Origin of the sequence: Tenacibaculum larymnensis, from assembly GCF_028829235.1 — a bacterium.
GTDB classification, from domain to species: domain Bacteria; phylum Bacteroidota; class Bacteroidia; order Flavobacteriales; family Flavobacteriaceae; genus Polaribacter; species Polaribacter larymnensis.
In genome coordinates, this window is the sequence record NZ_JAIWJY010000002.1 from 326,805 (window position 1) to 353,736 (window position 26,932).

27 protein-coding genes and 1 other RNA gene are annotated in these 26,932 nt (G+C 28.9%); 21 read left to right on the top strand and 7 right to left on the bottom strand.

The features are described 5' to 3' along the window. Positions 1-432 precede the first annotated feature (432 nt). From LCI24_RS04380 to LCI24_RS04460, 17 genes are all read left to right on the top strand, one after another. Positions 433-609 (top strand): hypothetical protein, encoded by a 177-nt coding sequence (locus LCI24_RS04380; RefSeq protein WP_274639348.1) that lies wholly within the window; start codon positions 433-435, stop codon positions 607-609. A 119-nt stretch (positions 610-728) separates the two neighbouring features. Next, entirely contained in the window at positions 729-1,499 is a 771-nt protein-coding gene (locus LCI24_RS04385) for a helix-turn-helix domain-containing protein (protein ID WP_274639349.1), read from the top strand. A 454-nt stretch (positions 1,500-1,953) separates the two neighbouring features. After that, entirely contained in the window at positions 1,954-3,006 is a 1,053-nt protein-coding gene (locus LCI24_RS04390) for a tyrosine-type recombinase/integrase (protein WP_274639350.1), read from the top strand. 8 nt (positions 3,007-3,014) lie between these two features. Then, the gene (locus LCI24_RS04395; RefSeq protein WP_274639351.1) at positions 3,015-3,746 is read left to right on the top strand and encodes a hypothetical protein; all 732 of its coding nucleotides are present in this window, start codon (positions 3,015-3,017) and stop codon (positions 3,744-3,746) included. A 107-nt stretch (positions 3,747-3,853) separates the two neighbouring features. Next, positions 3,854-4,126: a helix-turn-helix domain-containing protein gene (locus tag LCI24_RS04400; protein WP_121145931.1), complete on the top strand. Its 273-nt coding sequence runs from the start codon at positions 3,854-3,856 to the stop codon at positions 4,124-4,126. A gap of 6 nt (positions 4,127-4,132) precedes the next feature. Continuing rightward, positions 4,133-5,221, top strand: coding sequence for a replication initiation protein (locus tag LCI24_RS04405; protein ID WP_121145929.1), 1,089 nt, complete (start codon positions 4,133-4,135; stop codon positions 5,219-5,221). A gap of 393 nt (positions 5,222-5,614) precedes the next feature. Continuing rightward, positions 5,615-6,481 carry a toprim domain-containing protein gene (locus LCI24_RS04410; protein WP_274639352.1) on the top strand — a complete coding sequence of 289 codons (867 nt, stop codon included), beginning with the start codon at positions 5,615-5,617 and terminating at the stop codon, positions 6,479-6,481. A gap of 115 nt (positions 6,482-6,596) precedes the next feature. After that, positions 6,597-7,250 carry a MobV family relaxase gene (gene mobV / locus LCI24_RS04415; RefSeq protein ID WP_274639353.1) on the top strand — a complete coding sequence of 218 codons (654 nt, stop codon included), beginning with the start codon at positions 6,597-6,599 and terminating at the stop codon, positions 7,248-7,250. Next, positions 7,234-8,697 (top strand): type IV secretory system conjugative DNA transfer family protein, encoded by a 1,464-nt coding sequence (locus LCI24_RS04420; protein WP_274639354.1) that lies wholly within the window; start codon positions 7,234-7,236, stop codon positions 8,695-8,697. The genes mobV and LCI24_RS04420 overlap by 17 nt, the downstream gene beginning before the upstream one ends. 12 nt (positions 8,698-8,709) lie before the next feature. After that, positions 8,710-9,261 (top strand): hypothetical protein, encoded by a 552-nt coding sequence (locus tag LCI24_RS04425; protein ID WP_274639355.1) that lies wholly within the window; start codon positions 8,710-8,712, stop codon positions 9,259-9,261. A gap of 113 nt (positions 9,262-9,374) precedes the next feature. After that, complete coding sequence (locus LCI24_RS04430; protein WP_121145919.1) at positions 9,375-10,262, top strand: outer membrane beta-barrel protein; 888 nt, start codon at positions 9,375-9,377, stop codon at positions 10,260-10,262. A 233-nt stretch (positions 10,263-10,495) separates the two neighbouring features. Continuing rightward, positions 10,496-10,810 (top strand): hypothetical protein, encoded by a 315-nt coding sequence (locus LCI24_RS04435; protein ID WP_274639356.1) that lies wholly within the window; start codon positions 10,496-10,498, stop codon positions 10,808-10,810. A gap of 123 nt (positions 10,811-10,933) precedes the next feature. Next, the gene (locus LCI24_RS04440) at positions 10,934-11,638 is read left to right on the top strand and encodes an ADP-ribosyltransferase (protein WP_274639357.1); all 705 of its coding nucleotides are present in this window, start codon (positions 10,934-10,936) and stop codon (positions 11,636-11,638) included. Positions 11,639-11,855: 217 nt separating this feature from the next. After that, positions 11,856-15,137: a P-loop NTPase fold protein gene (locus LCI24_RS04445; RefSeq protein WP_274639358.1), complete on the top strand. Its 3,282-nt coding sequence runs from the start codon at positions 11,856-11,858 to the stop codon at positions 15,135-15,137. 545 nt (positions 15,138-15,682) lie between these two features. Then, on the top strand, positions 15,683-16,567 hold the full coding sequence (locus LCI24_RS04450; RefSeq protein ID WP_274639359.1) for a sce7726 family protein: 885 nt from the start codon (positions 15,683-15,685) through the stop codon (positions 16,565-16,567). Position 16,568: 1 nt separating this feature from the next. Further along, complete coding sequence (locus LCI24_RS04455; protein ID WP_274639360.1) at positions 16,569-17,516, top strand: sce7725 family protein; 948 nt, start codon at positions 16,569-16,571, stop codon at positions 17,514-17,516. 1 nt (position 17,517) lies between these two features. Continuing rightward, positions 17,518-18,534 (top strand): RES family NAD+ phosphorylase, encoded by a 1,017-nt coding sequence (locus LCI24_RS04460; RefSeq protein ID WP_274639361.1) that lies wholly within the window; start codon positions 17,518-17,520, stop codon positions 18,532-18,534. An 84-nt stretch (positions 18,535-18,618) separates the two neighbouring features. Here the strand turns inward: LCI24_RS04460 and ssrA are convergent. Then, positions 18,619-19,013, bottom strand: a transfer-messenger RNA (tmRNA) gene (gene ssrA, locus LCI24_RS04465). 229 nt (positions 19,014-19,242) lie between these two features. Here ssrA and LCI24_RS04470 point away from each other — a divergent pair. Both LCI24_RS04470 and LCI24_RS04475 read left to right on the top strand, forming a co-directional pair. Then, positions 19,243-20,451, top strand: coding sequence for an NAD(P)-dependent oxidoreductase (locus LCI24_RS04470; protein ID WP_274639362.1), 1,209 nt, complete (start codon positions 19,243-19,245; stop codon positions 20,449-20,451). A gap of 41 nt (positions 20,452-20,492) precedes the next feature. After that, positions 20,493-20,708 (top strand): DUF3820 family protein, encoded by a 216-nt coding sequence (locus LCI24_RS04475; protein WP_099215263.1) that lies wholly within the window; start codon positions 20,493-20,495, stop codon positions 20,706-20,708. Here the strand turns inward: LCI24_RS04475 and LCI24_RS04480 are convergent. From LCI24_RS04480 to LCI24_RS04495, 4 genes are read right to left on the bottom strand one after another with little or no spacing between them, the layout of a single operon-like run. Beyond that, positions 20,688-21,068 carry a ribosomal maturation YjgA family protein gene (locus LCI24_RS04480; protein ID WP_274639363.1) on the bottom strand — a complete coding sequence of 127 codons (381 nt, stop codon included), beginning with the start codon at positions 21,066-21,068 and terminating at the stop codon, positions 20,688-20,690. The genes LCI24_RS04475 and LCI24_RS04480 overlap by 21 nt on opposite strands. A gap of 52 nt (positions 21,069-21,120) precedes the next feature. Next, on the bottom strand, positions 21,121-22,506 hold the full coding sequence (gene creD / locus LCI24_RS04485; RefSeq protein WP_274639364.1) for a cell envelope integrity protein CreD: 1,386 nt from the start codon (positions 22,504-22,506) through the stop codon (positions 21,121-21,123). Positions 22,507-22,563: 57 nt separating this feature from the next. After that, on the bottom strand, positions 22,564-22,860 hold the full coding sequence (locus LCI24_RS04490; protein WP_047789877.1) for a winged helix-turn-helix domain-containing protein: 297 nt from the start codon (positions 22,858-22,860) through the stop codon (positions 22,564-22,566). Between the two features lie 32 nt (positions 22,861-22,892). Beyond that, positions 22,893-23,501, bottom strand: coding sequence for a hypothetical protein (locus LCI24_RS04495; protein WP_274639365.1), 609 nt, complete (start codon positions 23,499-23,501; stop codon positions 22,893-22,895). A gap of 78 nt (positions 23,502-23,579) precedes the next feature. Between LCI24_RS04495 and LCI24_RS04500 the strand changes: the two genes are divergently transcribed. After that, entirely contained in the window at positions 23,580-23,948 is a 369-nt protein-coding gene (locus LCI24_RS04500) for a DUF1801 domain-containing protein (protein WP_274639366.1), read from the top strand. A 192-nt stretch (positions 23,949-24,140) separates the two neighbouring features. On the opposite strand, the gene LCI24_RS04505 is transcribed toward LCI24_RS04500, so the two are convergent. Continuing rightward, positions 24,141-24,899, bottom strand: a complete 759-nt coding sequence (locus LCI24_RS04505; RefSeq protein WP_274639367.1) for a transglutaminase domain-containing protein — start codon at positions 24,897-24,899, stop codon at positions 24,141-24,143. A gap of 40 nt (positions 24,900-24,939) precedes the next feature. Continuing rightward, the gene (gene kdsA, locus LCI24_RS04510; RefSeq protein WP_274639368.1) at positions 24,940-25,758 is read right to left on the bottom strand and encodes a 3-deoxy-8-phosphooctulonate synthase; all 819 of its coding nucleotides are present in this window, start codon (positions 25,756-25,758) and stop codon (positions 24,940-24,942) included. Positions 25,759-25,825: 67 nt separating this feature from the next. Between kdsA and LCI24_RS04515 the strand changes: the two genes are divergently transcribed. Next, on the top strand, positions 25,826-26,824 hold the full coding sequence (locus LCI24_RS04515; RefSeq protein WP_274639369.1) for a M28 family peptidase: 999 nt from the start codon (positions 25,826-25,828) through the stop codon (positions 26,822-26,824). The last annotated feature ends 108 nt before the right edge of the window (positions 26,825-26,932 follow it).

A 26,932-nucleotide genomic window follows, 5' to 3' on the forward strand; every position in this document is an offset into this window, starting at 1 on the left:
TTAAATGTATTAAAGTTTAGTAGATTCTAGTACAGTGAGGTGAGAGAGTTAAAGAGAAAAAGTTTTTAACTTATTTCTACTCTTGTATATACTTGATAAACGAGAGGGAAAAAAACTTAAAACCTTTGAATAAAAATTGCAAAATCTGTCACTCTGTATTTTTATTATTATAAGTAAAAGAACACTATGACAACTTTTGTAATAAAAAAATTAACCTTTGAAACCTTAAAATGATTCTTTTGTGATAGAATTTACAAATAAGAAAACAACAATATTCTAAACTATAGAAAACAATTATTTTGATTTTTTATGAACTGCTTCTGAGTTTTGAAATTCTTTGCGTTTCATTTTGTATAGAAGTTTTGCTTACCTTTTTAGGTCTAATTAGTTTAGGAAAGACCTTATTTGTAAGTTAATAATATATCACCAAATATGAATGAAGAAAAAAATAAAGCAAGTGCAGTTATTGCAATGGTTAGTGCGTCTGGAGCATCAGTTGGATTCAGTTTAGCTGTTGCGGTAGGAATACCTTTAACAGTTCCTATGGCAATAGGAGCAGGAATTAGTTGTTTAGCTTTTAGTATAATAAAGGTTTATAGAAAAAATTAAAGTAGTTGAATATTCAACTACTTTAATTTAAATTTTTATTAGTTCTCTTATAAGTAAAAAATAGTGAGTTAGAGTGCTTGAAAAATGCTTTACTTTTGTTTGTATATATACAAAAACAGATGAAGTCTAATAGAAGTAATATTAAATCAATAAACAGTATAATTTTTAAAGAAAATAAGTTTTCTTCTGAAGAGGAAGAAGGGTGGAGTAGAGTTTATGTTGATTTAAATGAGTATAAGAATTCGAAAACTATATATACGGTATATTTTAGTCATGTATATTGTGAGTTGTTATACGAAATCTGTAAGGCTTTAGATATGCTATATCTTTTTTCTTTTGTCCCTCATGATTCAGTAATTGATGGGGTCATATTCTATGAAGAGAAAACAAAAAAAGTTAAGAATAAAGAAGTAATAATTAGACAAAGTGCATATTTACAACACATAGTAAGGACTTATGAAAATAATGATTATAATATCTTTCATTCTAGATCAATTCATGCGATTTTTGCTTATGATGATATTAAAATTATTGAAATAGTTAGGAATGTTATTGTAGAGTTCTTGATAAAGGGTTCAAGTTCTGGGATTTCAGAAAATGCTAGGGCTTTTATAGAGAATACAGCAGAAGCACTAAAAGTAAAGAAAGAGAATGATTTTTTAATACAAGATAAACCTTCAAGTAAAGAAGTGGTTGAGGTTACAAAATACATTCAGCCAGTTATGGGTGAAGAGTTGTTAACTCGAAATGAAGCAAAAAACTTTCTTAAAATAAGCTTCCCAACATTGAGAGATTGGACGAAGAAAGGTAAGATTAAATCGTACGGAATGGAAGGTAGGGTATATTATAAGAAAAATGAAATATTAGACCTACTTGAAGAGTTGAAGTAGTATTTATTTGATAAAGCTGACTAAATGCTAGCTAAAAAATAAACAAAAAAACCTTAACTATCTTGTTTTTAGATCGTTAAGGTTTTTAGTTGTGGAGACGCCGAGTATTGAACTTTCTTTTTTCTATTATAACTTAAAAAAACATTTAGCTTTAAATGTGTTGATTTTGTGGGAATTGTTATATTTGTTTAAACTTAAAAGTTATGTTTAAGTATAACATTTTAGACACCAAAAACGACACCTATTTGTTTTTAGCGCTATGAAATATTCTTTCAGATTAAAATATCCAAATCAGGATAAAGAGACTCTTATATTCTTTAGAACTTCCTTTAAAAATGAAGGTAAAACATTTGTATACTCTACAGGAGAGAAGATAGAACCTAAATATTGGGATTTTAAAAACAAAATGCCTTTGACCAGGGGAAAGACTTCCAAGTTCTCAAAAAGCATCAAAATGCAACTTGATAGACATTCTAATTTGTTTATGGAAACAGTTAGTTTGTATAAAAAAATGAAGGAAGAATTAACTTCTAAAACATTAAAAAAAGTATTTGATGAAGAGTTCAAGAAAACTTCTGGTGTAGCAAATAATTTTTTTGAAGCATATAACAATTTTACTACTGAAAAAATCAAAAAAAAGGAATGGTCAGCTTCAACGATAAAGCGTTACAAAAACATTAAAAATATCTTAGAAAACTTTCAAAAAGCAAAGAACTATAAATTGACATTCAGTAATATAAATGACAAGTTTTATAGCGAGTTTACTTCATACTGTCTTGATGATTTAGAACATATTAATAATACATTTTCTAGAAATGTAGGCTTGTTCAAAACATTTATGTATTGGGCTTTAAATAATAAATATACTTATAACAATAGCTTTGTTGGTTTTAAAAAATTAGATAAAGTAATTACACAACAGGTAGCTTTAACTTTAGAAGATTTAGAGAGTCTACTTGTATATGATTTGAAGTCTGAAAGACTTGAAAAAGTTAGAGATGTATTTGTTTTTGCCTGTGTAACAGGAATGAGATTTGGAGAGCTCTCATTGATAAAAAAAAGTAATGTTACTGATAATTATATCATTTTAAAAGAAGATAAGGACAGTTCTAAAATAGCAAGAGAAATTCCTTTGAGTAATATTTCAAAGTATCTTTTGAAAAAATATGATTACAAACTTCCATTGATAGCTAATCAAAAACAAAATAAGTATATAAAAGAAGTGTTCGAAAAAATGGGCTACACTAATCTTGTAGAGAAAGTTACAACAAAAGGGAAAGAAAATATAAAAGAAGAAATGGCTTTTTATGATAGAATAAGTACTCATACAGCTAGAAGAACTTTTATTACAATGATGAAGAGGCAAGGAAAGAGTGATAAGCTTATAGCATCAATTACCGGGCATAAAGATATGAAAACGCTGAACCAATATTATCAGGTTAGTGATTCAGAGAAAAAAGAAGCAGTTGACCAGGTGTTTAATATAGGATTTGAGAATAAAAAATAATTTAAAGCATGAAAAAGATAGCTCTATTTCTTAATACATTTTTTGATTTATTTGGTATACTAGTATACAAGATTATGGATTTACAAAAAGGAATAAAAAAACAGTTTCTTAAGAAGCAATTATATATTGTATTAATTCCTTTCATCTTAATACTAATGTTAGTTTTTGGTGAAGCCTTCAAAAAAGTTTTTTTGGTAAATAATATTTTTTTAATATTAATATGGGGTGTAATAGAGGTTTTAGCTTTGCTATTAATCTTAATATTATTAAAAATATTACTAGAAGAGATTTTTCCTAACTATTTTACAGAATCTAAGTTTAAGAAACAGCTTTCAAGGCTTGAAGATAAGCATTATCCTAAGACGGAAAGAGAGAAAGAAGAGGAAGTAAATGAATTTAAAGATCTTTTCAAAGAAGGTTTGTATGAAGAGTTTGTAGATAAAATTAATAAGACAGATCTCGTTAATAGAAATGGTAAATGGAAGGGAGCTAAGTATGGGATTGCTGTTTTGTATTTTAAATTAAAAAATAACGATTACTTAATAAACAATTTCAAAAACAAAAAAAGGTTCCATAACTTAACAATAGAGTTTTTTAAACATGATAGGGACGTATATTCTTTTTTTTCTAAAAAAGAGTATATAATTAACAGTATAAATGATATTAATGAGAAACAGATGCTTCAAAGTAATGCTGAAAAATTCTACCTTAATGAGCTTGGGTTTATAGGGGATAAATAATGTTAATTTCAAGTTCAATTTCATTCAATTGAATTAATTGAATTGAAAAAAGCGTTAAAAACAACGATTTAGCTTCAAGTTTGCAATGAATCAAAAACGTTGCAATAATGGATAATCCGTTCGAAAAAATTAATTTACAACTAGAGAAAATTTGTATTTCATTAGAAGAATTAAAAGAAGTAAATAAAATTGATAATAACGATAAAATTTACTCAGTTACTGAAGCTTCTTTGATATCTAAATGTTCCAAACAGACAATAAGGAATCTTGTTAAAAAAGGTAAGATAAAAGCAACTCGTATGGGGAGAAAAATACTTATTCCTCATAGCGAGCTATTTAATCCTATGAATGATGTTAAATCATTAAAATACAAAAGATAGTTTGTTATGGAGCTGCGTAATAAATACTTGAATCAAGCTAACTTTTTTACTAGAAGTGTGTTTAAATTAGATAAGGAAATTCATAAGGATATTGTCTATTTAATTCAAAGTAAAATAGATTTTTTTGGAACACCAAAGGATAATATTAGTATCTCATTTAACGATTATTTAGAGGCTAAAAGTATATCAAAGAATGATACTTATTCTTTTTCTGAGTTTCACAAATTCGCAGACGAAATTAAAAAAGTTGGAGGAGCATTTTATAATAATATAAATAATTCATTTATATCATTCAATATAGTGGATAATGTACAAGTCGATTCAGAGAACTCTGAAACATTAAAAATTGAACTTGGTAAATTTGGTAAAATCTTCTTTTTCAAAGAAAATTTAGTTAATTACATTAAAGATATTACGCCTAAAGGAAAAAGATTAAAGTATATAGGTCACACTCAAATTGAAAACTCCTCATTTAGAATTAAAGGTATTCGACGAAAGAAATTTTTTGAGATAATTTCTCAATTTAAAAATACTGGATTTTGTAAGATTTCTTTTAAGGAACTTAAGATGTATTTAGGTTATATTGAATTAGTCGATAAATCAACGTTAAAACCTTTAAAAGAGCAAGATCAGCTAAAATTTATATTCATTTCTCAGGATAAATTTGAATTCAAAGATAATTGTCCAAGATATAGTCATTTTGAAAGAGATTTTTTGCGTCCTGCAATAAACTCAATTAATGGTGATATAAGTAATGATATTAATAATTTGAAAATTTCTAAGAAAACAAAGACGGGAAGAAAGATAACTCATTTAGAGTTTAGGTTTAATGCCTTAGGTAAAGATCTAACTGATGATGAGCTGAAATGTTTAGAGTTTTTTATAGAATGTAATTTGGATAAAGAGCAAGTAATCTTTTTGATTAAAAGAATTGGATATCAAGAGATGTATGGTCGCTGGATGAGGAATGTTGATAGAAAGGTTTACGATAATGACAAACTAGCTAAGTTTTATGAGCGAAAATCTCAAAAAGAGATTAAGAATATCTCGGGGTATTTATACCAAGTTTTATTTCCTGAATTAAAAAAGGGCTAGAAAACATCTATTTTAAATATAAAATTTAAGGACAAAGCCTCACAGTTTAAGGATATAACCTCACAGGTTAAGGATACAACCTCATACTTCAAGGATATAACCTCACATATTAAGGATGCAGCCTCATAGTTTAATAGAATTAATTCATGTCTTAGCAAATGATTAAGGATATCGACTCATACTTTAAGGATATAAACTCACATATTCAGGATGTAACCTCATAGTTTGTTAAGGATGTACTCTCACAAAAGATAAAGGACTTACCCTCACACTTATCCTAAGTTTGACCTTTAATAGTAAGGTGTTCAGAGTGCTGAAAATACTACTGTTAAATAATTAAAAAGAAAAATAACTACAGTAGTTTATAATGTCAAATTTTTAAAAAAATTACTAATGAAAAAAGAAAAATTTAACTGTCAAAAAGCAAAAAAGATGAATGTGTTGAGTATTGCTAGAAAATTAAATTTAAAACAGAGCAAACAGAAGGGAAGTGAAGTTTGGTTTTTTTATGGAAATGAAAAAACAGCATCTTTAAAAGTGGATATTCGTAAGAATGTATGGTATAATTTTTCTCAGGGTATAGGAGGGAATACGCTTGATTTAGTGGTTCATATTTTAAACTGTTCTGTTTCTGAAGCTCTTGGTCATTTAAATATTTTAAATGGATCTTTTTCCTTTCATCAGCAAGTTAATGATAGAGAGACTAGAAAAGAAGAGGTGAATTATATTATTAAAAGAGTACTACCTCTTAATCATGTGGCATTATTGGATTATTTATCTTCAAGAAAGGTTGATTTTGATATAGCAAAGAAATACTGTAAAGAGATTTATTATTCTCTAAATGATAAAAATTATTTTGCTATAGCTTTTGTAAATGATTCTAAAGGGTATGCTATTAGGAATAAATTTTTCAAGGGGTGTTTACTTAAACAAGATATTTCAACCATTAAAAATGCAAGTTCTCGAGTTTGTTTATTTGAAGGCTTCATTAATTTTCTTTCTTATTTAACTATTTATAAAAACGAAACTTTAAATGATGATTTTATTGTTTTAAACTCAACTTCCTTAGTAGATAAAGCAATAGGAGAATTGAAAGAGTATAGTGATGTTTACTGCTACTTTGATAATGATAACTCAGGAAAAAAGGCTATGGAGTTAATTTCAAAGGTTCATGAAAAAGTTATGGATTGTAGTGAGTTTTATAAAGGGTTTAATGATCTAAACGAATATTTAACTTCAATAAACAATGAAAGGCATTAAAAAGCTTTTAGCTGTGTGTTTCAACATAAATTCTTTTCATTTTCTGTAATCACAGAAAAAAAGATACACCTGATTATATAGTGCGATACAAAAACAATTCAAAAGAAATATAAATATGAGTTATGCAGTAATGCGTTGCATGAAGATAAAAAGCAACATGAATGGTATTGGGAAACATATTGATCGCTCATACAATGGCGAGACAATTTCACCACAAAATGCAAATCCAAAAGAAGTAAGTAAAAATGTTCATTGGGACGATAAAGGAAATGCTTATAGTCAAAAAGAATGGACAGCCTATACAAAAGATAATCCTCTACAAAAAAGAGTAAATGATAAGATAAGAGAACGATATAAGCTTGATAAGAAAATCAGAAAAGATGCTGTGAAAGCTATTGAATATATTTTTTCTTCAGATCATGAAAAGATGAATGAGATATTCAAGGATGAAAATTTATATAAATCATGGATGGCGGATAATAAGAAGTTTGTTTCTGATATCTACGGAGAAGATAATATAGTTTCTATGCATCTACATTCTGATGAAAAAACATATCACTGTGAGGTTGTGGTAACACCAATAACTGAAGATGGTAGATTAAGTGCAAAAGAATTTATAGATGGGAAAAAAGACTTGTCAAATCAACAAACAGCGTACGCTGAAATGATGAAAAAATACGGAATGGAAAGAGGAGAGTTAGGTTCGACAGCAAAACATAGAAAACCAAATCAATATAATAAAACACAGAACTATGAAAGGAATCATTAGTATAATTATTATTCTAATAATAGTTTATAGAATAATTAAGAGTAGGAATTTAAAGCTTTTGGATATTGTAAAAGGGAAATTTGAAAATACTGATTTTTATCTTAAAGGTCGTTCGAAAAAATATTACATAAATAACCTGAATAAAGGAGCTATAGCTATAGGAGGGGCAGGGAGTGGTAAGACATACTCATTCATAATTCCATTAATAGCTTACATGATTAAATATAGAGGGTGTTTGATCTTAGATCCAAAAGGAGAGCTTACTCCTTTGATTAATAAAGAAAGTAAAAAATGGGGAAAGCCGGTTTTAAACTTTTCATTAGATGAGAATTATGATAAACTAAATCCTCTAACTTTATGTAATGATAAAAATGATATAATTGATTTTTCTAATTATTTTTTATCAGGTATTGTGGGTATTCCTAAAGATGATAATGCAAAATACTTTTTCAATTCAGCAAAAAGTGTTCTAACAGGAGTTATTATTTTTCTTAGAAATAGAGATGAGAGATTTTCAACTATACCTCATATCGTAGCGCTTTTTTTAACCGTTAGTGCTGAAGAGTTAATTATGTTGTTGTCTTCAGATCAAGAAGCATCAAGAAGCGCAACAATCTTAAAAACTGTAAAAAAAGATCCTAAGTTATTAGGGAGTATTCTTTCCACATTTACAGCTTTTTTCAGTTCATTGGACACTCCAAAAATCTTTAGAAACCTAGTAACTGATGAAAGTATAAAGTTACCTAATGATCTTGAATCTCCAAATGTCATAAACCTTGTGTTTAATCTACAAAAGAGAGATTTATATAGTCCGATCTATAGTAGTATTGTTGGTTTAATCATAAAAAAAATGAATAAACCAGAACAACATGAAAGCGCTGTTATTTTAGATGAGTTCCCAGTGCTGAGTATTCCTAATTATGTTGATATTCCTGAAACTTCAAGGTCTAATAAAATAGCCAATATTTTAGCTATTCAAGATTTATCACAATTAATCACCAGATACGATGAGAATGTTGCTTCATCAATTATTTCAAACATGGGAAGTCAGTTTTTGTTTAGAACAACAAACCCTAAGACGTTGGCACATTTTGAAAAACTGTTAGGAGTAAGATTGGTTAAAGATATATCTAAAAACAAGTCGACAGATTTATCATTCAAAACATCTAAAACAACTAGTTATAAGGAGAGAAATATTTTGAGAAATGAAAAGATTATCAAGTTTAAGCCAGGGGAATGTTTTGGGCTTATTTCTGAAGGGAATCATTCGTTTGTGGAAAACGATAGAGTGAACGGGAATCATTATTTAAAAAAGGATAAAGAACCTTTTAAATTGAAGCCAGGAGATGATGATAGAAATATGTATGAAACCATATATCAAGATATAAAATACTTAGTAAGAGGAATCGGAGCTAAGGTAGAAGCACCACAAAAATTTAAACTATAAAAAATAAATAACATGTCAGGAGTAAGTCTAATTTTAAAATTTGCAAAATATATAGTATTGATTATTGCTTTAATAATACTGTACTATTCAGTAGAGTTTTCAATAATAGCATTGAAAAAGAATGAGTATCAAAGTACCTTGGATTATGTATTCACATCATCATTAGTCTTTTACTTTTTAGGACTAGTAGTGCTTTATTTATACAGAAAGATAATAATTGATGATACTGTGATACAGGCTATTTTATGGACGATATTAATCAATGGAGTGTTAACAGTCGTTTTCTATCTAATAATAGCTTATATGGTCTTCCCAATGGCTGCATTGCCTTTTGAGATACCAGTAGAATATTTAAAAGGTTTTTCTCCTTCTTATGAGCAAGTCAACTTTCAAGACGGAACAGTAACAACAATTAATCTAGATGTTCAAAAAGTAGTTTTTTCTTTTTGCATAGTAATGTTGTTTGTAACTGGTAGTATGTCATTCATGATCTACAAATTATATAGGTATCGAGATTTATTAACTTTTAAAAACGTGTTTAGAAATGACTTAGAAGTACATTAAAGAGCAGGCAATCTATAAGATAGATTACCTACTACATTAAGAAATGATATAAGCACAACCGCGAATTGTGTCTTATATGAAACAAAATTAGTATTAAATTAAAACATTAAGAAATGATAAAAACAAACAAAGTGTTATTGGGGTTGTTGCTCATATTTTATATCCCAGTAAACGCGCAAAACAATAAAATTACTTTAGAAGAAAAAACAAGTTCACAATTTTATGTTTCGGCAAGTGGAGGATATTCTTTTTCAAGTGCTGGAGTTAGGTTCGGAACAGAGACTACAAGAACAAGAGTAGAAAATACTTATGGTAGTTATGGAGAAGGATTGAATACTCAATTACGAGGAGGTTACCTTTTTGATGAAAACTTTGGTGTTGAAATTGGTTTTGGATATTTAAATGGAGCAGATCAAAAAAATCTATTAATTGATTTACCTGATCAATCGCAATACATTAATATTGAATCAAGAGGGAGAGCTTACGGAGCTTCGGCTTCTTTAGTTTATAATTTTACAAATAATATTTATGGGCGTTTTGGAGCTTTAATTAAATTAGGAGGTAGAACAGAATCTAAAGGAAAGATAAATATTGCTTTATCGCAGACAGAAAAGCTTGATGTAAAATATACACAAGATTATAAAGGAAGGCTTCCTTTAGGTTTTATAGGAGCAGTAGGGTATAAGTATGGCTTAAATAATAATCTTTTTCTTTTTGCAGAGTTGGAGTATATGGGGGTTAGTGTTACAAGAGATTCATCTAAGATGGTTAATTTTTCAGCAAATGTTAATGGTGAAACTAGATCTATCGATGAAGTAAGGAGTATACTTTTTAATCATTCAAGTTACTCAGATTTAGCACCTATTTTTAATAAAAATGTTGAGTATGTTGATGAATTGCCTTTAGGAGCTAATCCTGTTGCAGAAAAGCAGTTGTCACAGAAAGTTCCTTATTCATCTTTTGGAATTAACTTAGGAATAACCTATTATTTGGGTAAATAATCTAAAAAGAATAGTCTATCAAACCGAGTACTTTTGAGTTATGGCTAAAGAAACCTAAAACAAAATACTTAGAGTTATTGATAGTATTAAAAAAATATAGTTACCTCGTTCAAACTTCGCAAAATCATCGTTAAGTCACATTCGCTCCTTACCTCAAATCTTTGCTTGTTTCACTTCGGTAACTATATTTTGAAGTCACCGACTATATGTCCTAACTTTTAAAAAGAATAAAAATGAAGAAATATTTAATAATATCACTAGTTCTGTTGATGAGTCATTGTGTGATGGCACAAAATAAGCCAAGTCTTGATAAATATAGCTTAGTTGAAAAACTTGTAGTTCAAATAAGAGAGAATAACATAGCTAAGAGAGCTATCTATAATAAATTAATCAAAGCTAGGAATGAGAAAGTGTTTGAAATTCATAGATTAAGCATTGAAACTTTAGAGCATCAAAATAGGCTTTTAAAAGCAAAATTAGAAGAAATCGAAAAGATTATAAGACATTCAAAAACTAATAGAAATAGTGCTGCCGACAATTTGTCCTAACTTTGAAAATAGTAACTAGTTTGTTATCTTAGAGCAAATAATACGTAACTTAATTTGGTGATTAATTTATGTTAACCCGTTAGATTTTAGTCTGATGGGTTTTTTGTGGTAAATAAGTTTAAAATGAACAAAAAGTATTTTTCAAAACTAGAAGTGAAAATTTTTGAATGGGTTTTTGAAAGGAAGTTAAAATCTTATGTGACAGATGATTATAAATATTTTAATAACTTAGAAGAGATTTCTACCTGGGCTTTTGACTCTACTAACTACTTTGATAAATTAAAGGAAGTAAGTCAAAAAACGTTTTATGTAGGTGAAAATCAAGAATTGAAAGAGGTAGATGTTTTAGATAGATATTGTGGCTGGGGTTATTTAAGAATTAATGATTACCTAAGGGGAAATGAAATTCGTATCGTTTTTGAAAACTCTATAGAATATCTAGAAAAAGATATTTGTTTACTTGAAAACGTGTTAAATAAATTCAAGTTAAAAGAAAGTTTAATATGTGTTCGTCGTACTGGACGTTGTTTTGTTGAGAATTATAAACCTGGAGACTTTTTTGTAGAAAAAGGTTTTTTAAGTACATCTTTAAATGCTTTTAATAGATTGGATAAAAACGGAGAGCATAGGGACTTAAAAAGAGAAGCTTTAATAATTTTTAGAGTTCAAAAGGGAGTTTCGGCGTTATATGTAGAAGAGATTCAACCTGAGGATAACCGAAAAAATGAATACGAGCTACTGGTAAATAGGGAAGCAAAAATTAGAATTGTTTCTAACACAAAAATTTTAAGTAATAGGATTTTGTTAGCGGAGATAATTAATGATTAACATTAATTTTTTATTAAACAATAAAAACCCGCTTTATAAACAAAGCGGGAAAATTGCTATGAAAAAGAAAGTGTAAGAAGCTTCTTACACAGAATCAAATATACATATAAAACTCTGTTTTTAAAATAAAAGATAACATAAAGTCTTGTGAGATATTTGTTAAAAAGATACTATTTAAATAGTGTTATATTTGAGACAATTGAAATATTAAAAATTGATGAAAGAAAATAACTACCCTGTTTTTTTACCAGGGAAAGCTATAGGACAAGACGCTTTTGAAGGGGGAGCTCATGAAAGAGTGTCAAAAGTGATAAAAGAAATAATAATCAATAATAAGCTAGAAAAAAAGGTTATAGGACTGGAAGGAGATTGGGGGGCAGGAAAATCTAATGTAGTTAAGCTGGTAGAAAAAGAATTAGGGGATGATTATGTTACTTTTATTTTTGATGCTTGGGGAAATCAAGAAGACTTAACGAGAAGGTCTTTTTTAGAGCAATTAATATCGACACTTGTTTATGATAAACTTTTGTTAGAAGAGAGTAAATGGAGGAATATAAAAAAAAGCTTACTTTCCAAAGTCTCTGAAGTTTCTATTAATAAAAAAAGCTCAATAAAAGGTTACTGGTTGTTTTTAGGGTTGTCTTTTCTGTTATTTACTGTCCTTTCTAGTTTTTATAACAATATCCTTCTAGAGGTTGATTTTTTAAAAGATTTTGAAATGGCAAGCCCTTGGAGGGCATTGACTGTTATTTATCTAATACCTTCTATACTTTTAGTTATCTCTTTTATAAAAGCACTTTATAGCTTTTCAAGAAGAAGAGAAGAAGTGATAGAGAAAGGAATCAATGAAACTGAAAGGGAGACTTTAAATAATATGATTCAGGTTTTTCAAGGAAAGAGTATTGAAGAGGAAAATATAGAAAGGATATGGGAAGATGAACCTTCGGTTGTTAGTTTTAGAAAGTATTACTCAGAGATCGAGTCTAGTCTTAATGATAAAGGGAAGAAAATTCTAATAGTATTTGATAATATAGATAGAATAGAAGACGATAAGATAAAAGCTCTTTGGTCGTCTATCCATACTTTTTTTGCTGATGATACCTCGTCTTTCACTTCATGGGTTATCATACCTTATGATAAAAAAAAGTTATCAAAGTGCTTTGAAGATAATGAAGGGTTTATTGAAAAGACATTTTCAATAAACTTCAAGATAACTCCGCCATTAGTAATAGCATGGGAAAGCTTTATGAAGGAAAAGCTTTTAACTGCTTTTGGAGAAGAGCTTATAAATAAAGACGAAATTGAAAGAATAATAAAGATTTTTGATTTATGTTCTAATGAAAAAGTAGTACGTCCTAGGTCGATTATAAATTATATTAATGAAGTAGTAACTTTATATAAAGTCTGGGAGGAAGAGGTACTAAAAAATGAAATTAAGATAGAACACCTGGCGTTGTTTTACAAGGTAAAGGATAAGATTGAAGAGAACCCAATAGAAAATATAATTAGTAGGACATACTTAGAAAAAGCTAAGTTATTATATGATGATGTAGACTTAGAAACTATTATTTCTATGTTGTTTTATGGAGTTAAAAAGGACTTAGCAGACGAGGTTTTGTTGAGTAGAAAGTTAGATGAAGTTATAAGAGAAGGTAAATATAAAGATATAGAGTTACTTTCTAAACACGGAGCTTTTGTGTCTTATTTTATAGCGAGGTATAATAAGATTCCAATAAACCAAAAACATAGAGGTGTTTTAGAGTTGTTTAATAAGATAGAAAAGGTTATGCCACCTCATTTGATGAAAGATTTATGGAGTGAGTTGTCTAAGGAAATATTGAGTGTTCAAATCGTTTTTGAGGAGTTTAGAGAGATACATAAGGTGTTATTGGTTAGAGGATCTAACAATTTCAATATAATTAAGAAACTAGTAAGTGACTTATCTTATAATGTAAATAATGAAGAAAAAAAACAAATTATTTACAGAGACTCAATAATGGAACTGGAAAGGTTTGTAGAGGATCAAGGAATTGATATAAATATATTTAATTTCATTGAAGGCAAGAAACACATGGTTAGTCCTGAAGTTTTATTAAGCTTTGTTACTAAAAAAGGAGAAGATTATCATAAGTATAGAGTTTTTGTAGAGGAAGAAGAAATTGATTCATATTTTCTTCATGTACCTACATTAGACATAAAAGAAATAGAAGAGGGAGGAATTTTAAATTATAAAGAGATTAATCACTACATGACTGAATTAAAGATGTTGAGTAAAGATTATTCTTTTGAGGAAATAAAGAATAGATTATTAAGAGATATAAAAAAATATTATACAGATTTGGTAAGTGCAAGAGAAGGGATAGGTGTTTTAAGAAAACTATTTCCTTCAGTTGGATTTATAAAGGTTGAAAGAAATGAGTTTTATAGTATGATGAATAGCCCTAAGGATAGTGGAGGTAAAGAATATATAGACCTTTTTTGTATTGCATTGTCAAATTTTATTATGAATAAGGAACTTAGAATAAATAAGTCTTGGTTTTTTCGAGAATTTCAGAAATTTTCAGAATTAGAAGTAGCAGATAGTATTGAATATTATTTAGATTATGGAGATTTTTTAGAGCAGTTGTTAGAAGACTCTAAGTTGGCAAGTAATGAATTTTTAATGAATGTATTTGAACTTGTAACTAATAAAAATGAAAGGGAGGGAAGTATTGATGTTAATTGGGTGTTAAAGCATTTTAAACAGATTAAGGAGAGAATTTTCAATAATAACGAAGTGCATTTTAGGGCTTTTTTAGATAAAGTAGGGGCTTTAAATTATACTGGAGATTTAGAGTTGGATTCGGTTCCAATGGAATTTTGTAATTATTTAGATTTAGGAAATTCTTTAGTAAGAACTGTAGCAAGAAAGTCTGTAAGGTATATAGATAATATGACGAAAGAAAGGGTGTTTAAAATGCTAATGTCAAGAAATAGTGATTATATTGTATTTGAAAAATTAATAGAAAATAAATGGTTAGACAAAAGTCTTTCTGATAGTTTTTATGAAGGTTACGAGGAGTATTTATATTCTATAGCGAAAGGAGTGAATCATTCTTATAACATAGAAGGTATAGTTGAAAACCGGATTCATTCCTTAGCAAATAAATCTAATCTTAGAAGAATTTTTATGAATGTTAAGGAGTTATTGTATGAGTGTGAAGTTAATGACTTTAAATTGAGATGCTTATTTAATGGTGTTTTTTCTTACGGAAGTTTAGACAATGATGTAAATGAGTCGATGAAGAAAATAATTATACCTTTAATGTTGTCTGACAAAACATTTGACATCTTTTTAAGATACTCTAAAGATCTTATGCTTTTATTTGAAAGATCTGAATCATACACAGGTATGTTGTTTGAAAGATTGAGAGAGAAGAAAGATAGTACTGAATTTTCTGATAATGAAAAAATGAAACTTTTGTTAAAGCGATTTAACCTGAATGAATTAAAAGCTTAAAATAATATTTTTTGATTATTTAGAAGCTCATTAATAGTAGAGAATTTTCATGTCTAATGATGTTTTGTAGAGAGGTTTCTTTAGCTATGCTTCAAAGTATATCAAAACGAAGTGTAGTACTCACTACACTTTCTTCGAAAGCTGCGTTCGCTTTTTTCATTGAAAAAAGGGATTATTTTTTTGGCTAGAGCCAGCAAAAATAATTTGGAATGCTTTGACTTTGTCAAAGCATAGATTTTTTTCATTTTCAGTTATAACAGAAAAACTAATTGTATCGTACGAAACAAAATTAACTCTCAACTAACAAAAAATAAGTTTCAAGATAGTTAGTTTTTAAGAAGTAATTAAAGAAAATAGATAAGTTGATAGCTTTTTTTATTAAATTTATAGGGAGGTATATGTTGTGTTTATTATGTAGTAATATAATTGAATATGCTTTTTAAGTGCAGAAAAGAGGAAAATGAATTATCAAATTAGTGTTTCTTTTTTATGAAAAAAATACAGTAGTTTTGTAGCCTTACTAGCCCCAAAAGAACATAGAAAAAATGACCATTTCTCAAACTTCCTACTCTTCATTTCTTAAAACTATATCACCAGTTTTAAGTAATTCTATTTTTAATAAAATAGTTAAAGGAGAAGAAGAAGTGGTAAAGAAAAGGGCTTTAAAATACTTGTCGTATAATAGTACGGTTGAGTTGAGTACCTACAAAGATTTTTTTGAGCATTTATACGAGTCGATGTTAAAAAATTATAGAAGCGAATTTATTTACAAAAATGAAATTGTAAATAAAATCCTACTAGGGAGATATAGTCTCAATACAGCAACCGTTTTAAATGAGTTCAGAGTTGGGAAATCTATAGCTGATTTAGTAATGTTAAATGGAACATCCATTGTTTATGAGATTAAAACAGAATATGATTCTCCAGAAAGATTATTATCTCAAATAAATGAATATAGAAAGTCATTTTTAAATATTGTTATAGTTACTCATTATACAGTTGCTCGTAAATATGAGGCATTTTTACTTGAACATAGATTAGATAATATAGGGCTTATAGTTTTTTCAAATAGAAGTACATTAAAAGAAAAAATAAAACCAATTGAAGACTCAAGTTTTTTAGATGTTACATATATGTTTAAATGCTTGAGAAAAGATGAATATACTCGTTTAATAAAAAAATATTATGGGTATCTACCAAACGTTCCAAATACAAAATTATTTAAGGAATGTTTAGAGTTGGCAAAAAAGATAGAAGAAAAGGATTTTCATGACCTAATGTTTAATTATCTTAAGAAGAGGACTGTAAAAGAAAAAAAAATAGTATCTTCCCAGGAAATTCCGGTTTTTTTAAAGCATATATCAATATGTTTAAACTTTAAAAAAAAGGAGCTAGAAAAAATTCATCTATTTTTAAATAAAAACTTATAATATGTACTTTCCTTTTTTGAGAGGAAAGCAGTTTGAATTAATTGCTTTACGAGAAATATCTGGAATAAATGGTGGTTATAACTATATAAGCCCAATTATTGAACCAGTGAAAAAGAAAACAGCTACTTATGATAAGACCATTAAAGTTTTACAAGGGGCTAATGCAAATTTTACAATTATTGTAAATCCACATCATGGTGATATCAAAAATGATATTGATTATGTATGTTTAAACCTGTTACCTCCTTTAGCTTATGATAATTTTCAGTTAGGAATAATTGTACATAGTAAAACAAATCTAAGTTATATTGCTGAAAAACTGAATAATAATGGTTTGTCTAATAATCCAATTGTAATTATTTTAGCCTCGGTTAATGATGAAGGGATGGATGATTTAGAAAATTTTATTAATACTTTTAATATAAAGCACATAGTCTTAGGATCTCATGTTAGAGAAAGAAGAACAATAATCAGAGTTGTAAAAAGGTTATGTGATAGTTTAGTCACTTTATCCGATCCTTATAATAAGCTTTCACGTAATAAGGATTATGCGATTGATACAGATGAGTTTTTTAGCGAAGAACATTTATACTTTTCAGAAGAAGGGTATATTGGTTATTCAGATTTTTTGACTATTGGACAAGAGTACACAGATAAAGGTTACTCACCTTACGCTGTAGCAATTCATTTAACATACTCTAGTAATGGTGATGTATTTAGAGTTCATCATTTTGTTTCAGATTCTAATGATGATACTTCTGATGTCGCTGGTAAATTTGGAGAAGCTCTAGATAAGTTAATTCCATTTATTAATGAGATAGAACTTCATACTCTTGCAAGTAATGAATTTCGTGATTTAAATGAAGAAGGTAAGTATCCTGGTTTAGGAACTGTAAAAAAATTATCAATATTAAATCATCTTGAGTTAGTCAATAACTACTTTTCTTAATATGAACTGTTGTACAGATTGTTTTTTAGATAAGGAGTTAAAAGGATTTGTTTACTCTAATTCAAATATAGTAAGTATATGTGATTTTTGTGGAAAACAAGAGACTGAGACAATTAATACACAAGAATTGCAAGAGCAGTTTATTTCACTATTGAATATTTATGTTGTTGATGAAAATGGTCAAGATATAGTTTCAACTTTACAGAGTGATTGGGGGATATTTAAAATTGATGATCCAAAAATAATAAAGAAGTTACTAGAAGCTATATTGGATGGACTTGAAGAAGACTATTCTAGGTTTTTAAACTCGAAAATTAGACTTTCAATTCCTTCAGAAACGATTGAACTCATAAATAGTTGGAATTCTTTTAAAAATGAAATAAAAAAAGAAAATAGGTTTTTTATTAAAAATCCAGCTGATTTAGAATCAATAGCAGAGACATTCCCAGTTAGAGAATATTCAAAAGGAAAGATGTTTTATCGTTCTAGAATTTCTAATGATGAGAATGGGTATCCTCCTGAAAAAATGGGGAAACCTCCTCATAAATTATCAAAATCAGGAAGGGCTAACCCGCAAGGAATACCTTATTTGTATGTGGCTCAGTCAATTGATACTACATTATACGAGGCACGCGTAACATTTTTAGATTATGTTTCTATTGGAGAATTTAAGTTGATAGATAATATTAAAGTTATAACTTTAAGAGACTCATTCCAAGTTAGTCCTTTTATTGAAGATTTTTCTATTGAAAAATATATAAAGAATAAGGAGTTTATAGATTTATTAGAAAGTGAGTTAGCTAAACCTCTAAGAAGACAAGATAATGAGTTAGATTATTTGCCAACACAATATTTATGTGAATACATAAAGCATTTTGGGTATGATGGGGTGGAATACGGAAGCTCATTACATAAAGGAGGAATCAATCTAGTTATTTTTGATGAAACTAAGTTAGAATGTAAGTCAACAAGAGTTTTAGAAGTGTCTAAAATAGATATAGAATACAAAGAATTGTAAGTTGTACTTGATAAGGTTTAAAAAACACCTAAAACGACACCTAAAAACAAAAACCCTTATAAACATTGAGTTTATAAGGGTTTTTTGTGGAGACGCCGAGAATCGAACTCGGGTCCAAACAAGTAGCTCAAAAGCTTTCTACATACTTAGTTTTTGTTTAATTTTCGATTAAGACCTGACCAAAAACTGCCCAATCTTAACTTATCTTCTTTAGTTTCGAAAACCTATCGAAGCTCTAAGTTCTCTATGTTTACTTTTACGATGCCCAAAAATGAAACGCCGTAAACCAAGGCTTTTCGTGGACATTTAGCTTGCGCACCTTGTGCGCCGAGGCAAATCTTACTGTTAATTCAGATTATGCAGCTAAAGCGTAGTTATCTTCGCCGTTTAAATGTTTGAAATAAGTTTAACGAGTTATCATTTCACTCCTCGGTATGCTTACATTTTCACTAATCTCGCTGTCAAAACCAGTCGTCCCCAATATGTCAAAGATGCTATAAATATCTCTGCAAAAAATATACCAGATAATCTTTGTAATTCTATGCAATTTAGTTTGGCAGTACTATAAAGATATACTGCTTAAACAAGAGAATGCAAATATAAAAAAATACTACTTGTACAATCATTTTAAAACGAGTATTTTCGCTGCAATTGTTATAAACTATAACATTATATGTAAAATTGTTTAATTTTAATACAAAATCAATTATGAAATTCGGAATTATAAAAGAGCGTAAAAACCCACCTGATAGAAGAGTCGTATTTTCTCCAGAAAAATTGCAAGAGTTTAAACAACAGTTTCCTCAAGCAGAGATAGTGGTAGAAAGTTCAGATATCCGAGTTTTTTCTGATGAGGCTTACACAAAAGCAGGTTTTGAAGTAACAAATGATGTTTCTGATTGTGATGTGTTATTAGGAGTAAAAGAAGTTCCTATAGACAATTTAATACCAAATAAAAAATACTTTTTCTTTAGTCATACTATAAAAAAGCAACCATACAATCGTAAGTTGTTAAAAGCTATGTTAGAAAAAAATATTGAAATGTTCGACCATGAAACCATTATACAAGAAAACGGAGCTCGTTTAATTGGTTTTGGTCGTTATGCAGGTTTAGTGGGTGCATATAATGGTTTTAGGGCTTTGGGCTTACGTGAAGGGTTATTCAATTTACCTAAAGTAGAAACTCTAGCAGATTTAGACGCGGTAAAAGCTGAATTAGATAAAATAAGTTTACCAAACATTAAAATATTACTAACAGGAACAGGAAAAGTAGCTAAGGGGGCTCAAGAAATATTAGACCATCTAAAAATTAAACAAGTAAGTGATGCTTTGTATTTAACAAGTGAGTTTACTGAGCCAGTATATTGTATAGCTGATGTAATGGAATATGCAAAACGTAAAGATGGTAAAGTAGGAGATAAGTTTGAGTTTTATAAAGACCCTACTGGTTACGAAAGTAATTTTATGGCGTATGCTAAACAAACTGATTTCTTTATAGCGGGACATTTTTATGGAGATGGAGCACCGTATTTATTTACACGTGAAGATGCTAAACATCCAGAGTTTAGAATAAAGTATGTAGCTGATATTTCATGTGATATTGATGGGCCTGTAGCATCAACATTAAGAGCTTCTACAATAGCTGATCCTATTTATGGCTACAATCCAGAAACAGAATCAGAAATTGATTATAAAGATGAAAAAGCCATCACGGTAATGGCTGTAGATAATTTACCTTGTGAATTACCAAAAGATGCTAGTGAAGGTTTTGGAGAAATGTTTTTAGAACATGTAATTCCTGCATTTTATAACAATGATAAAGATGGAATTTTAGCTCGATCAAAAATGACAACTAATACTGGTAAATTAACCGAACGTTATGCATATTTGCAAGATTACGTAGACGGAAAAGAATAATATAAATTAACTCCCGCTTCGGCGGGATTTTTTATTTAAATATGATACCAGACAAACAATTTTTAATTGATACAGCAAACATGAGAATGCCTTTTGGTAAATATAAAGGAACGTATTTAATTGAAATTCCTGAATATTATATTGTTTGGTATAAAAATAAAGGTTTTCCTAAAGGTAAGTTAGGTACGATGCTAGAGTTGGTTTATGAATTAAAGTTAAACGGACTAGAAGACATCTTACGAAAGATTAGAAGATAATTTATGAGTTAAAATTTTTTCTAAAAGTAGAATAGTACCAACCCCCAATGTATAAGCTATTAAATCAACAACACTAAAAGTAGCACCAAATATAATTATAGCCAATCGGTTATTTTCTAAATCGAGAAATTCTAAAAGGGGAGTTAATTGTAAAAATTCTACGATATAAGCAAAAATTAGGACTGAAACTGCTACGGTTTTATTAGAGAGGTTAAAGAAAATTTTTACTAAATAAAAGAGTAAAATAACTGCTAAAAAGTCACCAAAAGTATGTCTTATAAAACCTGAAGTTTGAGCTATTGCAATTTCCATTAGTAAAAAAAATGCAAAAGCAAGAAAGTTTTTCAAATTAAATTTCATAGTTGTTTATGTAAAAGCAAACTACCATACAATACGATAGTTTGCTTATTAATTAATCGTTTTGCCAATCTATTTTTCTTGAGGCATACATTACTGAGGCTAGAATTATAAATAACCCTACACTACCTACTAATAAAGCATAATTTTCTAGCTGAATAATTACAAAAATAAAGGCGTATAATGTGGTAAGAGAAGCTCCAACAAATAATGGGAATCTAATACTTTTTAAAATGGATTTAGAATACAACGTAATCAATAGCACTACTGCTATAGAAGCAATTAAATATGCCTTTAAGAAGCTACTATGTTCAGAAATTGATATCAGTAATGTATAGAACATAGTTAAGGCAACACCAATCATTAAATATTGAAATGGATGAATGGATATTTTACTCATTGTTTGAATTAAAAAGAAGATTAAAAACGTAAGTCCAATAACCAAGAACCCATATTTAGCCGATCGTTCACTTTTTTGATATTCGTCTACAGGAATCATAAAGTTTACACCAAAAGCATAGTCTTTTAAGTTTGGAATTCCATTAAAAGATTGTTGAGAAAAAGGTCTGTTAATATCTAATATTTTCCATTTAGCATCAAAACCATTATCAGAGATTTTGTCAGAGTTAAAGGGAAGATATTCACCAATAAAATTAGCAGTTTTCCAGTCAGAGTTTATATGAACAGATGTTTCTTTTCCAATAGGAATAAAACGAATTTGTTTACTTCCATTAATGCTTAGAGATAAACTAAAGTTTGTATCTGATTTTTTAGGAAGGTCTTCTTCATTTAAAAATTTACTCTCTAATTTATGAAGGTTTAAATAGTTGTAGTATGCTTTTTCATTACTGGCATCACCTTCATATTTAGAAGTAAAAGCATAGGTGTTTTTATGCAATTTTATTTCAACTAAGTTGTTAACTCCTTTTAAATTAGAAGTTTTTATAATTAATCGAGCTTTGTTCCAAAGTATATCTTTTTCATTAATATCTTTTTCACTAAAATCAGGCTTCGTAAAACTTCCATCGATATCTATCTTACTATTATACACTGCTGTTTTATAAATACCACGTTTTTTCTCTTCAGGATTTATAGAAGATTTGATATTTAATTTCTTCGGAAAAAAGTAAGCATATTTAATTTTTTCTTCAATCTCGGTTTGAGTTTCTTTTGTTTTTTGATTTCTAACAAATTTCTCTTTATATGTTTTGTACGGAACTTTTAAAATAGGACCGTATAACAATACCTCTTTACCCCATTTCTGATTGATTTCTTGTACAACTTCTTGCTGTCGATTCATTCGCTCAACAATTAAGCTTTTTATGAAGGATAAAGGAATTAAAAGGATGAGAATTAAAAATCCAATCATTAACATTCTAGCTGTGATAGATGTTTTTACCCACTTTCCGAACCTTCCGTTTTGTTTGTTTGATGTTTCCATAGTTTATTATTTTAAAAGAACTTTGAATTCCAAAGTTTAATAGTAAAAAAATTAGTGTTATTTATTTTTAATCAGTTTTTCTAAAGCGTCAATATGTTTTTTAAATTCTTGTTTACCAAGCTCTGTAGCGTAGTATCTAGTATTGGGTTTTCTACCAATAAATTGTTTTTCTATCCTAATAAATTCAACTTTTTCTAATGCTTTAGTATGACTTGCCAAATTACCATCCGTAGCACCTAATAATTCTTTTAGGGTAGTAAATTCAGCATATTCATTTACCATAAGAACAGACATAATTCCCAGTCTAATTCTATGATCAAAAGCTTTATTTATATTTAGAATAATGTTTTTCAAAAAAGATAAATTTTAAAGTACGAAAATAGTTCTTATTTTCTATCGTGTTTAAAATACATAAGTGTACCGTAAACAATATGCATGATTCCAAACCCTATAACCCAAAACCAAAAGCCATAACCGGGTAACATTGCAGCAATAAGTCCTAAAACAACTTCAGTGTAGCCTAAATACTTAATATCTCCAACAGTATATTTTGAAGCATTAATCAATGCTAAACCATAAAAAAGTAACATTAAAGCACCCGTTTGTCCATATTTTTGATGTCCTAGTATGATAATGATATAGATTGCTCCAGAAACTAGAGGAATAAGGAAATTTAATAGTAACCTTCTTGTGGTGGCATCCCAAATTTTTTCTCCATTCTTTTTAGCTTTTCTTGTGGTTAAAAAGATAGCTGTAGCAATACTTAAAAAGCCAACTAACAATAAATCAAAGATGACTATTTGGAAAATTTTTCCATCTAGCATCAAATAACCATTAGAATTGTTGCTAACCAACCAGTATGCATAAGCTGCACCAATTAGTGCATATATACCTGCTAAAACACCCGATAAACCACTTAATGATATAAATCTAGATGATTTATTCATTAGGTTTTTAATTTCTGATATGTCTTTTAAATAATCTTCTGAACTCATTTTTAAAGAACTTTGAAAAACAAAGTAAAAGTAATTTTATGAAACAGACAAATAAAATTTTAATGTATTTTTGAAAGAATGAAACCAGCTGAAGAATATATACTCAAACAACCAGAACCATTCAAGTCTATTTTACTGCATTTACAGGTATTGATAGAAAGTAATTTTCAGGGCTTAGAACTAAAATACAAATGGAAAATACCAGTATATTATATTAACGGGAAACAACTGTGCTATATGAATGCATCCCATAAAAAAGGTTTTGTTGACGTTGGATTTTGGGCAAAAGGTATTCTACAAGATTATGATGCTTTTTTAGTTTCGGAAGGAAGAGCAGTGGTAAAATCACTCCGTTATACTTCGGTAGAAGAAATTAATGAAGAAATACTACTACAAGTTATAGGCGAAGTAGCAAAACACAATCATAAAGGTTTTTGGAGGAAATAATTACTGAATCAAAAACTCAAGCATAACTTCTTTATCGATGATTAAAAATAGCCGTTTGCTATTTTCAGGAGGAGAGGTTGTAATTGTAGCAATATTATTTTTGATAGATATGCTGTGTGGTTTTACTGCATATCGGTATCCACTATATCCAAAGGAAACTGATTGATTAGGACGTAGATTTTTTATTTTTAATTAAATAATAGAATCTTTTTTTAACAACCCTTTAGAAGGTGTTATTAATTCTAAATCTGATTTTAAAAAGGCAGCATCATAAATTGGTTGATTATAAAAATCTTTTTTATCCATTCTACCAACTCTTAATTGCCAAAGTTTCTTTTCAGGAAAATGTGTTTTAAAGTATTTTTCTTCTGGAAAATTGAAGTAGTAAGCATTAAATGAAGGTTGCCATCTGTTATTATTCACAACACCAGCTGCCCATGTAGCATCAATATAAATCCATATATCATTCAGCTTAACAGCGTTCCAAGCATGATTTGAGTTGGTTTTAGGATTAGCTATATCGTTTGAGGAATTTCTGATATATCCTTTTATAACTTCGTTTTCAATGTTTAAGAGTGTGCAGATTTTGGCAAATGTTTGGGCATAGCCTTCACAAAGAGCTTTCCTAGTTAATAGGGTTTCATTTACAATGTTATCTTTTATAGCCTGTAATTTTTCTAGTCTTTCTTGCTCATTCCTGTACCTAAAAGAAATTCTTTTTTGCTTTGGATTGTAATACCCGTCTAAATCATATCTAATATTATGAGCTAGCCAATAAAAAGCAGCTTGTACTAGCTGTTCTTCAGTTTTAAAGTCGCTTGCTATCTGTTGAGCTAAATTTTCTACTTTATTAAATTTAGGGTAACCATTAACTTTTTTTTCAACTAAAGAAAAGTTTTGCGCGCTAACAAGGTTAGTTATTAGAAAGAATAAAAAAAGAAGTTGTTTCATATATGAGTTTAAAAACAACTTTATAAAACAAAAATTGTGCCTATAAATTATTAATGGTTTTTCTAATTGTTACTAAGTTGGTAAGTAAACCTTCTAAATAATCAAGGTGTAACATGTTGGCTCCATCACTCTTTGCATTGGCAGGATCAAAATGAGTTTCAATAAATAACCCGTCAACATTGTTAACCACACCTGCACGAGCAATTGTTTCAATCATATCAGGTCGTCCACCAGTAACACCACTTGATTGATTAGGCTGTTGTAATGAATGTGTAACATCTAACACAGTAGGAGCATATTGACGCATGGTTGGAATTCCGCGGAAATCAACAATCATATCTTGATATCCAAACATGGTTCCTCTATCAGTTATCCATGCTTTTTGGTTACCAGCATCATGTACTTTTTTTACGGCATGTTGCATAGCTTCAGGACTCATAAATTGTCCTTTTTTTAAATTCACAACTTTACCAGTTTTCGCCGCAGCTACAACTAAATCGGTTTGACGAACTAAGAAAGCAGGTATCTGTAATACATCTACATATTGAGCTGCTTTTTCTGCATCAGAAACTTCATGAATGTCGGTTACGGTAGGAATATTAAAGGTTTCAGAAACTTTACGTAAAATTTTTAATGCTTTTTCGTCACCAATTCCTGTAAAACTATCAATTCTACTACGATTAGCTTTTTTAAAACTTCCTTTAAATACGTAAGGGATTTCTAACTTGTCGGTAATAGAAATTGCTCTTTCAGCGATTCGCATAGCCATATCTTCTCCTTCAATGGCACAAGGACCAGCAAGTAAGAAAAAATTGTTTGAATCAGTATGTTTTATGTTTGGAATATCAGTTAAAGCCATCCTTAAAAATTTTCAACAAAATTAAGAAATTAAATTGGCTATATTTAGGCTTTTAAATAAATAAAGAATGAAAAAAGTTTTATACCCATTAGCACTTGTAAGTGTATCAGTTTTATTATCGTGTAAGCAGACTAAAAAGACTAGTAACGAAGTTGCTATGAATACTGTAGAGGTAACTCAGGAAAAAGAAAGTAAAGAAGAGTTAATCGATTCTGTTTTAGTAAGAAAACACTTATATACACTTGCTTCAGATGAAATGGAAGGAAGAAAACCTGGAACTGAGGGCATGGAGAAAGCAACTAAGTATATAGAAAATGAGTATAAAAGAATAGGCTTAAAAACTTTTGATACACTAACTACGTATCGTCAAAATTTTGAATATAAGGGTATTAAAATGAGCAATATTATAGGCTTGTTAGAAGGAAAGTCTAAAAAAGATGAGTTTGTTATTGTATCTGCACATCACGATCACTTAGGAGTAAAGAAAGATGGAGAAGGAGATAGAGTTTTTAATGGAGCAAACGATGATGCTTCTGGAGTTACAGGTGTATTATCATTAGCTGAATATTATGCAAAAAAAGGAAATAATGAACGTAGTATTTTGTTTGTATGTTTTACAGCGGAAGAAATGGGATTGGTAGGTTCTGAGTACTTTGGAAAAGGAATTGATGCTAGTAAGTTTGTAGCAGGAATTAATTTAGAGTTAATTGGTAAACAACCGAAAACAGGACCAAAAACTGCATGGTTAACTGGCTTTGATAAATCAGATTTTGGAAAAATAATTCAAAAGAATTTAGAAGGATCAGGATACAAGTTATTTCCAGATCCATATCCGAAATTTCAATTGTTCTTACGATCAGATAATGCTTCTTTAGCACGTTTAGGTGTGCCGTCTCATACATTTTCAACCACTCCAATTGATATTGATGCTGATTATCATAAAGTAACGGATGAGGCTGAAACCTTAAATATGACTGTATTAACAGAAACTGTTAAAGCAGTTGCTAGAGGTACTCAAAGTATTATTGAAGGAAAAGATACCCCCACTAGAGTAAATATGGAGTAAACATATTGAAAACTTAAAGTAAAGAAGGAGCTATAGGCTCCTTTTTTTATTGGCTTTCTATACGTGGGTTTTAAGATAATGTTAATTATCATAAACCTTAATTGCGTT

Coding starts and splice junctions, on each gene's coding strand:
- LCI24_RS04380 (WP_274639348.1), top strand. CDS start 433: ATGAATGAAGAAAAAAATAAAGCAAGTGCAGTTATTGCAATGGTTAGT.
- LCI24_RS04385 (WP_274639349.1), top strand. CDS start 729: ATGAAGTCTAATAGAAGTAATATTAAATCAATAAACAGTATAATTTTT.
- LCI24_RS04390 (WP_274639350.1), top strand. CDS start 1,954: ATGCAACTTGATAGACATTCTAATTTGTTTATGGAAACAGTTAGTTTG.
- LCI24_RS04395 (WP_274639351.1), top strand. CDS start 3,015: ATGAAAAAGATAGCTCTATTTCTTAATACATTTTTTGATTTATTTGGT.
- LCI24_RS04400 (WP_121145931.1), top strand. CDS start 3,854: ATGGATAATCCGTTCGAAAAAATTAATTTACAACTAGAGAAAATTTGT.
- LCI24_RS04405 (WP_121145929.1), top strand. CDS start 4,133: ATGGAGCTGCGTAATAAATACTTGAATCAAGCTAACTTTTTTACTAGA.
- LCI24_RS04410 (WP_274639352.1), top strand. CDS start 5,615: ATGAAAAAAGAAAAATTTAACTGTCAAAAAGCAAAAAAGATGAATGTG.
- mobV (WP_274639353.1), top strand. CDS start 6,597: ATGAGTTATGCAGTAATGCGTTGCATGAAGATAAAAAGCAACATGAAT.
- LCI24_RS04420 (WP_274639354.1), top strand. CDS start 7,234: ATGAAAGGAATCATTAGTATAATTATTATTCTAATAATAGTTTATAGA.
- LCI24_RS04425 (WP_274639355.1), top strand. CDS start 8,710: ATGTCAGGAGTAAGTCTAATTTTAAAATTTGCAAAATATATAGTATTG.
- LCI24_RS04430 (WP_121145919.1), top strand. CDS start 9,375: ATGATAAAAACAAACAAAGTGTTATTGGGGTTGTTGCTCATATTTTAT.
- LCI24_RS04435 (WP_274639356.1), top strand. CDS start 10,496: ATGAAGAAATATTTAATAATATCACTAGTTCTGTTGATGAGTCATTGT.
- LCI24_RS04440 (WP_274639357.1), top strand. CDS start 10,934: ATGAACAAAAAGTATTTTTCAAAACTAGAAGTGAAAATTTTTGAATGG.
- LCI24_RS04445 (WP_274639358.1), top strand. CDS start 11,856: ATGAAAGAAAATAACTACCCTGTTTTTTTACCAGGGAAAGCTATAGGA.
- LCI24_RS04450 (WP_274639359.1), top strand. CDS start 15,683: ATGACCATTTCTCAAACTTCCTACTCTTCATTTCTTAAAACTATATCA.
- LCI24_RS04455 (WP_274639360.1), top strand. CDS start 16,569: ATGTACTTTCCTTTTTTGAGAGGAAAGCAGTTTGAATTAATTGCTTTA.
- LCI24_RS04460 (WP_274639361.1), top strand. CDS start 17,518: ATGAACTGTTGTACAGATTGTTTTTTAGATAAGGAGTTAAAAGGATTT.
- LCI24_RS04470 (WP_274639362.1), top strand. CDS start 19,243: ATGAAATTCGGAATTATAAAAGAGCGTAAAAACCCACCTGATAGAAGA.
- LCI24_RS04475 (WP_099215263.1), top strand. CDS start 20,493: ATGATACCAGACAAACAATTTTTAATTGATACAGCAAACATGAGAATG.
- LCI24_RS04480 (WP_274639363.1), bottom strand. CDS start 21,068: ATGAAATTTAATTTGAAAAACTTTCTTGCTTTTGCATTTTTTTTACTA.
- creD (WP_274639364.1), bottom strand. CDS start 22,506: ATGGAAACATCAAACAAACAAAACGGAAGGTTCGGAAAGTGGGTAAAA.
- LCI24_RS04495 (WP_274639365.1), bottom strand. CDS start 23,501: ATGAGTTCAGAAGATTATTTAAAAGACATATCAGAAATTAAAAACCTA.
- LCI24_RS04500 (WP_274639366.1), top strand. CDS start 23,580: ATGAAACCAGCTGAAGAATATATACTCAAACAACCAGAACCATTCAAG.
- LCI24_RS04505 (WP_274639367.1), bottom strand. CDS start 24,899: ATGAAACAACTTCTTTTTTTATTCTTTCTAATAACTAACCTTGTTAGC.
- kdsA (WP_274639368.1), bottom strand. CDS start 25,758: ATGGCTTTAACTGATATTCCAAACATAAAACATACTGATTCAAACAAT.
- LCI24_RS04515 (WP_274639369.1), top strand. CDS start 25,826: ATGAAAAAAGTTTTATACCCATTAGCACTTGTAAGTGTATCAGTTTTA.